The sequence below is a fragment of the Candidimonas sp. SYP-B2681 genome, assembly GCF_003971065.1.
In the GTDB taxonomy this organism is placed as follows: Bacteria; Pseudomonadota; Gammaproteobacteria; order Burkholderiales; family Burkholderiaceae_B; genus Pollutimonas.
This window is the reverse complement of the sequence record NZ_RYDV01000002.1, coordinates 278,120-292,542: the sequence shown is the minus strand read 5'-3', so window position 1 is coordinate 292,542 and position 14,423 is coordinate 278,120. Positions and strand designations below refer to the sequence as shown.

The 14,423-nt window shown below is 54.7% G+C and carries 13 protein-coding genes; 9 read left to right on the top strand and 4 right to left on the bottom strand.

The genetic code is table 11. The features are described from left to right. Nucleotides 1–36 precede the first annotated feature (36 nt). The 6 genes from EKL30_RS05995 (at nucleotide 37) to EKL30_RS05970 (ending at nucleotide 8,059) form a co-directional block, all read left to right on the top strand. Nucleotides 37–999 carry a TAXI family TRAP transporter solute-binding subunit gene (locus EKL30_RS05995; RefSeq protein WP_126706284.1) on the top strand — a complete coding sequence of 321 codons (963 nt, stop codon included), beginning with the start codon at nucleotides 37–39 and terminating at the stop codon, nucleotides 997–999. A gap of 105 nt (nucleotides 1,000–1,104) precedes the next feature. Further along, a complete protein-coding gene (locus tag EKL30_RS05990; protein WP_126706283.1) occupies nucleotides 1,105–3,135 on the top strand; it encodes a TRAP transporter permease in 2,031 nt (676 codons plus the stop codon). Between the two features lie 437 nt (nucleotides 3,136–3,572). Then, entirely contained in the window at nucleotides 3,573–4,616 is a 1,044-nt protein-coding gene (locus EKL30_RS05985) for a glycosyltransferase family 2 protein (RefSeq protein WP_126706282.1), read from the top strand. Then, on the top strand, nucleotides 4,606–6,102 hold the full coding sequence (locus EKL30_RS05980) for a glycosyltransferase family 39 protein (protein ID WP_126706281.1): 1,497 nt from the start codon (nucleotides 4,606–4,608) through the stop codon (nucleotides 6,100–6,102). Before EKL30_RS05985 ends, EKL30_RS05980 begins: the two co-directional genes overlap by 11 nt. Then, nucleotides 6,099–6,809 (top strand): response regulator transcription factor, encoded by a 711-nt coding sequence (locus EKL30_RS05975; protein ID WP_126706280.1) that lies wholly within the window; start codon nucleotides 6,099–6,101, stop codon nucleotides 6,807–6,809. The genes EKL30_RS05980 and EKL30_RS05975 overlap by 4 nt, the downstream gene beginning before the upstream one ends. Before the next feature lie 62 nt (nucleotides 6,810–6,871). Continuing rightward, complete coding sequence (locus tag EKL30_RS05970) at nucleotides 6,872–8,059, top strand: HAMP domain-containing sensor histidine kinase (protein WP_233582849.1); 1,188 nt, start codon at nucleotides 6,872–6,874, stop codon at nucleotides 8,057–8,059. Nucleotides 8,060–8,171: 112 nt separating this feature from the next. Here EKL30_RS05970 and EKL30_RS05965 read toward each other — a convergent pair whose 3' ends face one another. Then, nucleotides 8,172–9,140 carry a tripartite tricarboxylate transporter substrate binding protein gene (locus EKL30_RS05965; protein ID WP_126706279.1) on the bottom strand — a complete coding sequence of 323 codons (969 nt, stop codon included), beginning with the start codon at nucleotides 9,138–9,140 and terminating at the stop codon, nucleotides 8,172–8,174. A gap of 195 nt (nucleotides 9,141–9,335) precedes the next feature. Between EKL30_RS05965 and EKL30_RS05960 the strand changes: the two genes are divergently transcribed. After that, entirely contained in the window at nucleotides 9,336–10,133 is a 798-nt protein-coding gene (locus EKL30_RS05960) for an aspartate dehydrogenase (RefSeq protein WP_126706278.1), read from the top strand. A gap of 8 nt (nucleotides 10,134–10,141) precedes the next feature. Here EKL30_RS05960 and EKL30_RS05955 read toward each other — a convergent pair whose 3' ends face one another. From EKL30_RS05955 to EKL30_RS05945, 3 genes are all read right to left on the bottom strand, one after another. After that, nucleotides 10,142–10,738: a DUF937 domain-containing protein gene (locus EKL30_RS05955; RefSeq protein WP_126706277.1), complete on the bottom strand. Its 597-nt coding sequence runs from the start codon at nucleotides 10,736–10,738 to the stop codon at nucleotides 10,142–10,144. A 125-nt stretch (nucleotides 10,739–10,863) separates the two neighbouring features. Next, nucleotides 10,864–11,733 carry an N-formylglutamate amidohydrolase gene (locus EKL30_RS05950; RefSeq protein ID WP_126706276.1) on the bottom strand — a complete coding sequence of 290 codons (870 nt, stop codon included), beginning with the start codon at nucleotides 11,731–11,733 and terminating at the stop codon, nucleotides 10,864–10,866. A 2-nt stretch (nucleotides 11,734–11,735) separates the two neighbouring features. Then, nucleotides 11,736–12,728, bottom strand: coding sequence for a tripartite tricarboxylate transporter substrate binding protein BugE (locus tag EKL30_RS05945; RefSeq protein ID WP_126706275.1), 993 nt, complete (start codon nucleotides 12,726–12,728; stop codon nucleotides 11,736–11,738). A 135-nt stretch (nucleotides 12,729–12,863) separates the two neighbouring features. Here EKL30_RS05945 and EKL30_RS05940 point away from each other — a divergent pair, with 135 nt between their 5' ends. Continuing rightward, nucleotides 12,864–13,778, top strand: a complete 915-nt coding sequence (locus tag EKL30_RS05940; protein ID WP_126706274.1) for a LysR substrate-binding domain-containing protein — start codon at nucleotides 12,864–12,866, stop codon at nucleotides 13,776–13,778. Between the two features lie 107 nt (nucleotides 13,779–13,885). Continuing rightward, the gene (msrA, locus tag EKL30_RS05935) at nucleotides 13,886–14,398 is read left to right on the top strand and encodes a peptide-methionine (S)-S-oxide reductase MsrA (RefSeq protein WP_126706273.1); all 513 of its coding nucleotides are present in this window, start codon (nucleotides 13,886–13,888) and stop codon (nucleotides 14,396–14,398) included. Nucleotides 14,399–14,423: the final 25 nt, after the last annotated feature.

Sequence of the window (14,423 nt, the reverse complement as noted above, 5' to 3'; positions counted from 1 at the left end):
CAAGCGCAATATCAACTGAAGAATTCAGGAGACAAAATGAGAATTTTAGTAAAGTGGTTCGCCCTTTTGCTGTGCATATCGCTGACCTCCATGCAGCCGGCCATGGCCGAGAACATTTCGATTGCCACCGGCGGAACCGGCGGAGTGTATTACCCGATTGGGGGTGGTATTGCTTCGATCCTCTCGAAAAAAGTGCCTGGCATGCAGGCTACGGCCGAAGTCACGGGCGGGTCCGTCGATAATCTAAAACTGATCGACGGCGACGCGTCGTATATTGGCATGACGATGTCCGATGCCGGACAGGACGCTTACAAGGGCGAGAATAAATTCAAAGGAAAAAAGGTACCTCTGCGTACCTTGATGATTATGTATCCCAACCGGATGCATGTCGTCACAGTTGAAGGCCGCGGAATCACCAAAATCAGCGATCTGAAAGGCAAGCATATCTCGACGGGTTCGCCAGGAAGCGCCACCGAAGTCATGGCATTTCGAGTCCTCGAGGCGGCAGGGCTTGATAAAGACAAAGACGTCAAGCGTGAACGTCTCAGTGTCGCCGAGTCGGTAAACGCGGTCAAAGACAATAAAATCGATGCCTTCTTCTGGGTGGGTGGCTTGCCGACCGCGGCGGTCACTGACCTTGCCAATACCCCGGGCACCAAGATCAAAATGATCGATCATGCTGATCTGGTCGCGGCCATGAACAAGACTTACGGCAAGCTTTATATCGAAGACACCATACCGAAGGCCACCTACCGCGGCATGGAGCAAGACAACAAGCAAGCCACTGTCATGAACCTTCTGGTTGCCAACGAAAAAATGGACGATAAAACAGCCTACAACATTGTCAAGACCATATTCGAAAGCCGCGACGACCTGATCGCAGTGCATAAAGATACTGCCGACTTCAAGCTAGAAAACCAGAAAGCGGCGGCGTCCCCGATTCCATTCCACCCTGGCGCCCTGAAATACTACGAAGAGCGCGGCATTAAAGTTAACTGATAGACCGCCTTCCCTCCCCAACCGCTTGCGGTTGGGGTTTTTCATTTGAAGCCCAGAACACAGCAAAGGCACAAAGATGCCCATTACCCTAAAGAGACAGCCAGAATGAGCCAAATTGCTCAACCGGACCAAGAGGTCACCGTAAGTGAAGAAGCCCTGCGCAAGGCCGAGAAATACATCGAGGAAGAAGAAGGCGCAGCTAACCGTCTAGGCGGCTGGTTGGGAATTTTCCTGTCGGCCGTGGCGATAATCATGTCGTTGTTTCACATGTATGCCGCATACGCCATCGTGCCAACCCAAATCCTAAGGCCAGTACACGTGGGATTTGTACTTTTCCTGTCATTCCTGATGTTTCCCATAAGCCGGCGGTTTCGCCATCGGATCATGTGGTGGGACTGGCTGGTAGCGCTATTGGCGATTGCAATCGTGGTCTATTCCATTATGGGAGGCGACGACTTCACCGACCGCAACACCTTGCCCAATGCCTGGGACATCTTCTTTGGCACGGCCCTGATTCTTCTTGTGCTCGAGGCAATGCGGCGCACAATCGGCTGGATCTTGCCGGTTATATCGATTTGCTTCCTGCTATATGCGTTCCTTGGGGCCTATTTACCGCAGCCCTGGACTCATAAAGGCTATGACATCGGACGTGTCGTAGGTTTCATGTACATGACGCTTGAGGGAATCTATGGCGTTGCTGTCGATGTTTCTTCCTCGCTGATCATTCTATTCACAATTTTCGGCGCCTTTCTGCAATTCTCTGGTGCGGGCAAGTTCTATATTGATTTTTCATTCTCGGCGATGGGTGGAAAACCTGCCGGCGCGGGTCGAACCGTCGTGTTGTCATCTTTTCTGCTCGGAGGCCCCTCCGGCTCGGGGGTTGCCACCACGGTCACCTTGGGTACAGTCGCCTGGCCCATGCTGGCCAAGGTGGGGTACGAGCGTAATGCAGCCGGCGGCTTGCTTGCAGCAGGAGGTCTAGGCGCCATAATATCGCCGCCGGTCATGGGCGCCGCGGCCTTTATCATTGCGGAATTTCTGAAAATTTCGTATCTGGACGTTCTGCTAATGGCGGTCATACCTACCGCTTTGTTTTATCTTGCGCTGTTCATGATGGTCGAAATCGACGTGCGCAAATACGGTATGGGCGACACGATCTTCAAGAAAGTCGACACCGTATGGAATCTCACCCGGCATTACTGGTTCCATTTTCTATCGCTGATATCCATCATCATATTCATGATGTGGGGCTTTTCTCCTGTGCTGTCCGTGTTCTGGGCCACAGTGGTGTCCTTTCTTACCAGTTTCCTGCGCCCTGACACCGCAATGATCTCTTATGATTTTTTTCGCCGCAAGGGATCTATGGCAACTCACTTCTTCCATTCCCCGCTAATCCAGGCACTACGCGCCGGCTCCGTGGGAATGCTGGGGGTGGGGGCGACCTGCGCCGGCGCCGGGATTATTGTCGGAGTGGTTACGCTTACGGGACTGGGCTTAAAGTTCAGCGGCATCGTTATTGACTATGCCGGAGGATCACTCTTGCTGACGGCCATCTATACCGCGCTGGTCGTATGGGTAATCGGGCTGGCGGTACCGGTTACCGCCTCGTATATTATTTGTGCGGTCATCACGGCGCCAGCTTTGATCAAGCTGGGGGTACCCGACTTCGCGGCGCACATGTTCATCTTCTATTACGCGGTTCTATCCGAAGTCTCGCCGCCCACCGCCTTGTCACCTTTTGCGGCCTCGGCGATCACCGGAGGGGACCCTTACAAAACGACCATGCAGTGCTGGAAGTACACCATACCCGCGTTCCTGGTGCCCTTCATCTTCGTTCTCGACCCCAGCGGACAAGGCCTGTTGCTGATGGGCTCGACCAAAGCCCTGGCCTCAGCCAACGTGTGGGAAATTGTTCGGGTCACGCTAACTGCGGCGACGGGAATTTTCGCCCTTGCCGTGGGTTTTCAGGGTTGGCTATTGGTCCGTGCGACAACTTTGGAACGCGTGCTATTGATCGTGGCTGGCTTTGCACTGGTATATCCCGGCCTGGTTTCAAATCTGACCGGCTTGGCGCTAGTGCTTATCGCGCTTGCCCTGCACTGGAGACATCGCTCGATGCCGCATCTGGCGGCATAATTTCGGGCGACGGTGGCTGGCAACTATTTGTGGCAGCCGCCGTCAACCTGCTTTATGCTCGCAGTTGCTTAGGCAGCAGCGCTGACAATTCTTTCTACCAATGTCTGCGGCGACGCACGGATGTATTCGCATGTTGCACGCGTCGGCATCGGATTTTTGTCGGCCCGCTCGCCTCCACTCTAAACTTCGTATTCCTCCTGAGGCGAAACGAGGTAATCAGGCAGCTTCTCACCATGGAGGCGGTGGCGTCGTTTCCCAAAATTTCATAGACTCACAGTTTCAAAGACTCACCTGTATTTTGATATTTTCTTGATGTTTCCTTGACATTAGCTTGTTGCCTGCAGCGCTAAGGTAATGGCAACAGCGAACGCAGCCGGACCACCGGCCATGGGGTTTTCCGAACAATATCGATTTCGTCTGTATAAAGGTGAAGTTCTATGAGCGCCCCGTCCAATAATAGGCAAGCTGATCTTCAGTCGCCTCGACAAACCCATTTGTCCGTCGTTGTTCCCGTCTACAACGAGCGTCCGGTGCTACCGCTACTGCTTGAAAGACTTCAACGAGTCCTGAGCTCGCTCGATATCAATTACGAGCTGGTGATGGTCGATGACGGAAGCCGCGATGGTAGCGGTGAGTATCTGGTCCACCTTGCCTTAGCCTCTTCGACGATAAAAACCATACGCCTATCCCGCAACTTCGGTAAAGAAGCGGCTTTGACGGCAGGCATTGTTGAGGCGTCCGGCGACGCCATCATTATTATCGACGCGGATTTGCAAGACCCTCCTGAACTGATTCCTGACATGCTGCAAGCTTGGCGGGATGGTGCTGAAGTCGTGTGCATGAAACGCCGTACGCGCGCTGGCGAGACAACGGCCAAGAGAATCAGTGCTCACTTATTCTACAGGTTGCTTAATCGCATTAGTGCCGTCGATATACCCGAAGATACGGGTGATTTCCGGCTGATGAGCCGGCAAGCCGTCGACGCAATGAACCTGCTTACCGAACGCAATCGCTACATGAAGGGACTTTTTGCCTGGATCGGACTGCCGACTACGATTATTGAATATGACCGCGCACCCCGTGCTGCCGGAAGCAGCAAATGGAATTATTTTGGGCTATCAAAGCTGGCATTTGAAGGAATAACTTCGTTTTCGGTCGCGCCGTTGCGCTTGACCATGGTGGCAGGTGTACTTACTGCCCTGGCCGGTATTTTATTTGGCTTATGGATAGTAGCGAAGACCTTGATGCTCGGCGAGCCGGTTCAAGGCTATCCGTCCATCATCGCGTTGATGACAATACTGGGCGGCGTGCAGCTGATTTCAATTGGCCTGGTGGGCGAATACGTGGGTAAAACCTATCTTGAAGCAAAACAGCGACCGGTCTACCTGATTCGTGACATCATCCAAAAACAGGCATCTGCGCGTCAATCGGGACAAGACGCCATCACCTCAATAAAAAAACGGAAGATTAATGCAGCATAAACGCCGTGCTTGGTGGTTTCTGGCCGCAGTTCTTTGCGCGCCCCTGTTGAGCATGGCTTTATTACCGCTGACCGATACCAGTGAGGCGCGGTATGCGGAAATGGCACGCATGATGGCCGAAAGCGGTGACTGGATTACGCCGTGGTTCGCGCCCGGCGTTCCGTTCTGGGGCAAGCCGCCACTGGCATTCTGGAGCCAGGCGCTGTCAGCCCGACTGTTGGGCATGAATGAATTCGCGCTGCGCCTGCCTTCATGGCTCGTCACTTTAGCGACGGTCGGTTTGATTTATTCATATGCTCAGGCCTGGCTGGGTGCATCGACGGCCAGGCTGGCCGCTATTGTTTATAGTTCTTGCGTCCTCGTCTTCATGATGTCCGGCGCTGTAATAACCGACCCATTCCTGGCTCTGGGCACGACCTTGTGCATGACAGGATGGGCCATGGCGGCGCGACGGCCTTCGTGGTTCTGGCGTTACAGCTTCTTTTTGGGGCTTGCGATCGGGCTGCTTGCCAAGGGACCCTTGATCGTAGTGCTGGCTTGCGGCGCCATTGTGCCGTGGCTGATCTTCTGCAAATCGGGGCGGCCATCGGTAAAGACCTTGCCATGGGCGAGCGGCTTTCTTCTTACCATGGCAATAAGCCTGCCCTGGTATGTCGCCGCAGAACTGAAAACCCCCGGCTTTCTGCACTACTTCTTCGTCGGGGAGCATTTCCTGCGCTTCGTCGACGCTGGCTGGAAGGGCGACTTGTATGGAACTGCCCATTCCACCGCCTACGGAACGATTTGGTACTACTGGCTTCAGGCCTCATTTCCGTGGGGATTGGTCGCGATTGGCTTACTTTTGTGCAATTTTGCCAGCGACCACGGCCGAAGTGAGCTCGGTTCAGCACTGCGCGACCCGAATACAAGTTATTTGCTGGCATGGTGCTTATTTACGCTGGTTTTCTTCACCGCGTCCGGAAATATCTTATGGACCTATGTATTGCCAACTTTGGGGGGGTTCAGCATTCTGCTTGCCCGCGCACTTCAACGTTTCTGGAACCAAAAAGGGACTACCACGGGTAAAATGCTGTGGTGTGCCGGTATCGCTCCTTGTGCAGCTGTGGTATTGGCTGTTCTGGCGGTCTTCAGGCCAGATCTGGTTAAATCAGAACGAGATCTGGTGAATTACGCTAAACAAAATTTGCCGCAGGATGAACATTTGGTGTTTTTAGAACACCGTCCATTCTCGGCACGTTTTTATTCACGCGGCACGGCCGCCCTTGTTCCGCGCGATCGGCTCATGGATACCATGGACGACAAGGATACGGTTTATATTGCGGTGCCTCGTGAACTTATCGACGACATCGTCGCGCAAATAAACAGGCCCGTAAAGAAACTCTTCGTAGACAAACGTTTTGTGCTGATCGCCGTTCCACCGGAACCCGCTGTGGGTATGGCGCCAAAAACCTATACCGGACCCAACTCGGGCCAGTCAGTTCGATGACTCTATTTCAAGATCGCATTTCCTTGTTAATTGTGGAGGATCACGTTGCCCTGGCGCAAAACCTGCTCGAATTTTTCGACGACCATCGCTATGTACTGGACTTCGCTTCCGACGGTCTAACGGCAATACACCTATTGGCGACCAATAGCTACGACGTTATTGTCCTTGACGTCATGCTTCCCGGTGTATCGGGTTTCGAGGTGTGTAGACGCCTTCGGCAGGATATGGCATGCACTACGCCAGTGATCATGATGACGGCGAAGGACCAGATTCAGGACAAAACCACCGGATTCTTGCAAGGCGCCGATGACTACCTTGTAAAACCCTTCGATTTACGCGAGCTTAAACTTCGCGTGGATGCCTTGCACAAACGCCAGTCCGGGGTTAAAGCGTCGCTACTGAGGGCACCGGGACTGAGCTTCGATCCGGGAACGCTTGAGGTGCACCTGGACGATCGCGGGACCATAGAATTGTCCGGCATTGCAGCTCGCATCTTTGAAGAACTGATAAAAGCGTATCCAGATTTCCTGTCGTACGAACACTTGCAAGATAAAGTCTGGGGGGAGCGCGAAGTGGATATGAACACCTTGCGTACCCATGTCTATGCCCTGCGCAAGCACCTTCAAGACAATTTTGGAATACCAATGATCAAGACGCTGCATGGCCGCGGTTATCGCCTGATGCCGCCACACTCCTTCGACCGATGAAATCCATTGCCAATCGAATACATCGCGCCATCTTCCTTGTTAGTCTAGTAAGCATGGCGGTAATGGTGCTCACCGTTTTGATGGTGAACGAAGACCTTGAGCGCACCATGCTACGAGTCGAATTTGTCGAGGAACAAGAATTTTTCCTGGCGCACCGTCCCGCAGATGAGATCACTCGATGGGAAACGTCCAACGCGTTTCTGCTCTACCAACCTTCCGAAAAGGGTCCTCCGGAAGACGTACCGAAAATTTTCCAGGGTTTGCCTATCGGGTACGCGGGTGAACTAGAGCATGGCGACCAGACCTATATGGTCCGAATCAGTCCCGTCGAAAGCGGCCATTTATACATTGCAAAGAATATTACCCACTTTGAAGACAGGGAAAAACTGTTTGAAGGTGCCCTGGCAGTAATTGTGCTGATCGTGCTTGGATTGAGCCTGCTTCTTGCCGTGTTCAATAGTCGGCGCATTGTAAAACCGCTACAGGGCCTCGCCGAAAGCATACAGTCGATTCCGGTGGGCCAGAAGATGCCGCGCTTGGCGCTCGATTATCAGGATAGCGAGCTGCGCAGCATCGCCGAGGCATTCAATGTCTTCCTGGGCGAGCTGGAAGCGTTTGTAAAGCGTGAGCACACTTTGCTAAGCCTGGCCAGCCACGAACTGCGGACCCCCATTGCGGTGGTGTCGGGCGCATTGGATATCGTTGAACAGCGAAATCAGCTTAATGAAGCTGACCGTGCCACCATCGCACGCATACGCCGCGCAACGTCCGAGATGGACGCCAACGTAAACATACTGCTGAAGCTCGCCAGGCGCGAAACCTCGCCGGAGGCAAAGCAGGCCGTTGCGTTGGTCACAGTCGTCCAACAAGCGATGGATGACCTTTCCTCCGACTATCAGGTCAAGACTCGCGTCACCCTCCAAGCCACAGCGCCAATTAATGTGTATGCCGACCCCGTCATGGTAAAGATGCTGCTGCGTAATGTCATTCAGAACGCGCTGCAGCATACGCTCAAGCGCATCACGGTCCGGCTTACGCCCGGGCTTATAGAAATAATCGACGAGGGTGAGGGGCTCACTGCGGAGCAGCAAAGCATCATCGCCGACAGGAAAAAGCCCTTCACCGATAATGCCCCCGTGGGCGGCTTGGGACTATATTTGGTCGCCCTGATCAGTGAACGTCTGGATTGGGGGCTACACATTGCTGAAAGCGGCCCAAAAGGAACGGTTATTCAAATTCATACCGGGTAACCGGTTCAGTTTGTGCCGGCCGGTATGCCAAGCCGCATGTATGCTACCCAAGACCTGAATCGCAGGCCGCGAGCTGACTGCGAAGATTGCCAACGGCGCATCCCCTAGTCTTTCATTGTTCCTTCATTCCGGCCGCTTCAACGACCGCGCCTAATCGAGCACGTTCGGCATCTACGAATTCAATAAAAGCCGCACGCGTTCCGCCTATGGGCTCGATACCCAGCGGCGTGAGACGATCCACGACCTCGGGCGATTTCATCGCTGCGTCAACTGCGGCTGCCAGCTTGTCAAGAATATCGGCCGGCACGCCGGCTGGCGCATGAATACCTGCCCAGTGCGCGATCTGCAGCTCCGGAAAGCCCTGTTCAACTGCGGTGGATAACTGAGGATAAGCAGCGATGCGGCGCACCCAGGTCGTGGCCAGAGGCTTAAACTTGCCACCCGGCGCAACGTGCGGCAAAGCAACGATACTGGCTTCCGATGTGCCAGCGACCTGCCCGCTCATTACCGCGACCACACCTTCAGAACCACTTTTATAGGGCACGGGCTCGAGCTTGGCTCCATATTTGGTATTCAACAGTTCCGCAACGAAATGCGGAGTACTGCCGGTTCCGGCCGTCGCAAAATACAGGCCTTGCCCCCTTTTAGAATCCTCGACAAGGTCCTTCAGGTTGTTGTATTTTGAATTTGCCGGCACAACGATTACCGAGGGTGCCAAGCCTATCATGACCACGGGCGTCAGGTCGCTGTCTTTGAAAGGCATTGACTTCTTGATCATGCTGTTTGATATCACGCCTGCGGCGCTAATCAGGAAGGTATAGCCATCGGGTGCGCTTTTAGCCACGAAGTTTGATCCCAGCGTGCCTCCAGCGCCCGGCTTGTTCTCTACGATAACGGGCTGCCCCAACTGCTTGGAGGCACCTTCGGCTGCGGCGCGCGCCATCAAATCATTGGCCCCGCCTGCGGAAAAGGGCACGATGAACCGGATGGGCCTCGATGGCCAGGTGTCGGCGACTGCGCCGCCAGCTAGCGCCATGCCGGCGAGAAACACGATAAGTTTGCGGGGAAAATGTATTGACATATCTTTCTCTTGGAATACTAGTTGTGGAAATGAATATATGGCCGGTATGTGTTAAAGCTGGTCGATCCCAACTTTGTACATTGTGCCTGACATGGCCGCTGCAAGGCGTGCCAAAATACCAGCATCAAGTATGCCGACACAGGCCGAAGTAACCACCGCTCTGGTTGACAACCAGAAAACAGGAACGCCCACGATATGCCTCGAATAGCTTTATTAGGATTTGGAAATATAGGCCGGACGATAGCGGCTAACTTACTGAAAAACTCAGACCCATCATATGAAATATCCGCGTTGATTCGCACCACGAATCGGCCTGTATCGGCGCTGGCCAATATTGCTTTTCATTTCGATATAGCGGACGTTCTCGCATGGCAGCCCGACCTTATTGTCGAGGCTGCAGGGCAAGCAGCTGTCTCTGAGTATGCTCCCGTATGCTTGGCCGAGGGTATTTCGTTCGTTGCGTCGTCGGTCGGCGCATTAGCCGACGACCACCTATTCAAAAAACTTGCCACACTCGCACATCGAAATAAATGTCGCCTGATCGTTCCTTCGGGGGCTGTCGGGGGCCTGGATTACCTGCAAAGCATAAAACGTTTCCCCGATGCGAAGATTACCTACGAATCCCGCAAGCCAGTTGCAGCATGGCTGCCCGAGCTTGAAGCATTGGGAATCAACGTTGCCGATATTGCGGAGCCCTTGGTATTATTTTCGGGGCCGGCGTCTGAAGCGGCGATCAAGTACCCGAAGAACTTAAATGTAGCCGCCACCCTGGCGCTTGCGGGCATCGGAATGATAAACACCAAGGTCGATGTGATTGTTGATCCGCAAGCTCGCGGTAACCAACATACCGTTCACGCTATCAGTGCTGCAGGCGAGTTTTCCATGTCGATACTCAATTCGCCCTCGCCCGACAACCCCAAAACGTCGTGGATCGTCGCCGAAAATATTGTTTCGACCGTCGGCCGCTACTTTTCACCATGCTGGATTGGCTAACTGCCAGCCTAACGGAATGCCTTGCCCGCCATGCGCAGGATATCGTCCAGTGCATTTCCATCGCCATTCAGGTCGAGCATAGCACCAAGCCCTGAAGAGCTGCCTGCAGACTGGCCCCCTAGCAAGCCACCGAGCAAGCCGCCAAGTCCGCCCCCGCTCGAAGACCCTTGCGAGTCGCCACCGGCCGCGCCCCGCTTTGCCATGAAGCCCGTCACCAGCATTGCCAGCATGGGCAACATCTTTTTCAGCAGGTCAGAGTCAAGTCCCGATTGTGAAGCGGCATTTTGCGCGACAGTACGGCTTACGTCCTTGGATCCGAAGATTTGTCCCAGCACGTCGTTGCCGCGATTTACATGAGTCGGTTCAGGCGACAGAACATCATCAAGCAGACCACTGCCGCCCAGTTGCCCCAGCAGACCGCCAAGACCGCCCATATCCCCAGTTCCGCCAGACTGCGGTCCGGTTTGGACCTGCTTTTTGAAACCGCCAATAATAGCTGGAAGCAATGCCTCGGCGCCGCTCGCCGCCTGGTCCTGGCTAATATTCAATTCATTCGCTATCGATTTGAGGCCGCCTATCTGTGCAAGAATTTCGGTAATTTGCATGACACGCTCCAGTGCAGGTTTAGCTCAGCCTTCGGCTGAACTATGTCTGAGCAATATAGCGCTGAGCAACCGTTTTAGCCAGAAAAGCATATCTCGACAACGGGTGGAGCTTCTTGTCACATTGGCTACACCCTGATTCCCACCCTATCCTTGATGTATGTCGCGATCACCGCTAGCAGTGCCGTCAAATCCGTTTGCAGCTGGTCAAAGCCACCATTGCGTTCACGTGTGATTTCGTCCATATAAACGGGACGGCGAACCTCAATCTGAAGACTATGTCGATTCAGCGCTGGCTGGCCGATTTGTGCAATCAGTTGGACGCCTTTGTACGGATCGTTACGCGCCACCGTATAACCTTTGCTGCGAAGCACGTCTTCAATCAGCTGCACGAACTCCGGCTCGCACGTTGTGCCATCACGATCGCCCAATACGAAGTCCGCCAACGGGCGATCGCTTTGCAATCCCAGCCGTTCGTAGGCGTCGTTGGGCATCGAATGCAGGTTCAAATGCCACAGCGCTGCAAACCGGTCGTAGCGTTCTTCGATGGCCTGGGCGATCGCATCGTGATACGGCCGGTAATAGTCATTAATGCGGCTGCGCACTTCTGCAATACCCAGCTTACGATCGTAGATAGGCGTGCGCGCATCAAGGCGAGTCCAGACCAGGCCTTTTCCCAGTCGGGTCTTCACAGTCGGCTCGAGCTGGTCGGGCCAAGTGCCATCAAGCGCTTCCGGATCCAAGTCCTGCAGCGTCCGGTTTGGGTCGATGTAAACACGGGGAAACGTAGCAGCGATAAGGGTGGCGCCGTGCTGCGGCGCCGCGGCCCACAGCTCGTCGACATGGGTGTCTTCCCCCTGACGCAGCAATTGTCGCGGCACGGCATATCTAAAGTCTTCGGGATATGCCGTGCCGCTATGCGGCGAATCGCAAACCAGCGGAATGACGGCACCTACAGGGTCCTTGCGGATGACCGGCGGGGTAAGTGCTTGTGTCATAATCAGTTTGCCTGGATGTTGGCGGCTTTCGCAACCTTCGCGTAGCGTATGAGTGCGGCATCAATATCTTTGGCAAACTCTTCAGGCGAGTTCGTCATCAGGGTACCGCCGGCTTTATGTGCACGTTCTTGGAATTCTGGATTGGCAGCGGCCTTGCGCACGGCCTGGTTCAGACGATCGATAATTTCCTTTGGTGTATTTGCCGGTGCCACCAGACCGAACCATCCGCCCGTACCCATTTCCGGGAAACCAAGTTCGGCATAGGTCGGTACATCAGGAAGCAAAGCCGACCGCTCTGCGCCCAATACCGCCAGGGGACGCAGACGGTTCGCCAACAGATGCGGCAAGGTCGAAGACAAGTTGTCGGTCAGCGCGTCGATCTGACCGGCAAGCGCGTCGTTCACAGCCGGTCCGGCACCGCGGTATGGCACGTGCAACATCTTGATGTCAGAAAGCATCATGAAGTTTTCGATGTTAGCGTGGCCTAGCGAGCCAATGCCCGGCGAAGCAAATGAATACTTCATCGGATCGGCTTTCGCCAGGGCGATGAATTCTTTCATGTCCTTGGCCGGCACTTTAGGGTTAACGGCAAACACGCTGGGGATGCCAAGCACATTGGAGATCGGTGCGAAATCCTTGACCGGATCGTATTTCAAACCCTTATAGATCGCAGGATTGGAACCGTGTGTGCTGACAGTAGCCATACCAATCGTATAGCCATCAGGCGTTGCCCGTGCAATCTGTTCTGCGCCAACAGCGCCGCCAGCGCCGCCCTTATTTTCAACCACAATGCTCTGGCCCAATTCGCGACCGACGTATTCGGCAATCAAGCGGCCCACCAGATCAGTCGACCCGCCCGTGGCGAACGGAACAATCATGCGAATGGAATGGTTGGGGTAATCGGCGGCGACGGCCGTGCCGGCACAGCCAATCAGAAAGGTAGCGGCGCCGGTAATGGTGCGGCGGACCAATTTCGCGGTAAATGATGCAGACATGAGTGGCTCCCGGAACTTAGTTAGTATTGATACTGGAGTATCTGTAATTTCACGCTGTCCAACAAACGACTAATTTTCACGCTAATATTACATTAGGTAATAGGTATCCCGCCTCGTTCACTCTTGCTGCAGGCTATGAAGATTCACTCCCCATCCATGTCTGAGCTCCATGCGTTTACCACGACGGCGCGGTTGGGTAGTTTCACCAAGGCGGCCGAGGCCCTTTGCGTGACCCAAGGCGCGGTCAGCCGGTCCATCGCCAGGCTTGAAGAGCACTTTGGCCAGCCACTGCTGGCGCGCGGCCCACAGGGCTTATCCCTCACCTGCGCCGGCCGGCGATTGGCGGACGCCACCGCCGCGCCTTTACTCGCAATAGAGTCCATTTCCGCCGAAATGCGCGCACCCGTTAGCCAGAATCGGCTCAGCCTGGCCGTGGTTCCTACACTGGCCAGTGTCTGGCTCGTACCGCGCCTGCCTCAATTTCATCTGCGTCATCCGGAAATCACCTTATCGTTTGCCGCTTACCGGCGCGATGAAGATTTTTCCGGCGCCCTGCCCCACGCCGCCATCCTGAGCGGCGTGCCCAGTCAGTGGCCCAACTGGCACTGTGATTATGTATTGGGCCGCGAGATGGTCGTAATCTGTCATCCTGATAGGCTTGGCGCGCGGCAAGCCGCCGGGCGGTGGAAAACTCCAGCAGAACTGCTGGACGAACCCTTGCTATACCACTCCAATGCTCCCGAGAACTGGCCACATTGGTTTAACACAGTGGGAATTCATGAAAAACCTCAACTCGGCACAGGACTGGACCAAGTGTCGATCATTGTTCGGGCGGTGATGGCCGACATGGGCGTCGCCGTTTTGCAGCGTAGCCTGATACTCGACGAGATCAATGCCGGGCGGGTCGTGGTGCCGTTCGATATTCCCGTATCGCTGGATCGCGGCTACGTCTTATGCTGCCCGCAACAACGAAAGGACCACCCCGCGCTTCGGGCGTTCCGTGAATGGCTGCTAGAGGCTGCGGCCGACGTTACGAAGACCGATTTTTAATATCGAAAATCCAAATTCGAGCTGGACTGCGCGTTGCCGAGACGACGCTTTTAAGCTAACCAGGACCTGGCGTTACACTGCCTATATCCATGAAGAAGGAGTCACACATGAACGCTTCCACCGAAACCGCTATTCTTGCTGGCGGATGCTTCTGGGGTATGCAAGACTTGCTGCGCCGCCACCCAGGCGTGATATCCACCGTCGTCGGCTATACGGGCGGCGACGTACCTAACGCCACGTATCGCAATCATGGAACCCATGCCGAGGCGATCCAGGTCGTATTTGACCCGGCTTTAATAAGTTACCGAGAGATCCTGGAATTTTTCTTTCAGATCCACGATCCCACGACCAAAAATCGTCAGGGCAACGATCTGGGCCCCAGCTACCGATCCGCCATCTTTTACAGCAATGAAGAGCAAAAGCGCGTCGCACTAGATACTATCGCCGACGTTGACGCTTCGGGTCTTTGGCCAGCAATGGTCGTGACAGAAGTCGCTGCGGCCGGTCCGTTCTGGGAGGCGGAACCGGAACATCAGGATTACCTGGAGCGCTACCCAAATGGTTATACCTGCCATTACGTACGGCCAGGTTGGAAGCTTCCTGTTCGATCCTCCGCCTGAGCGCCAGTCGTCAGTAACCTGGTCA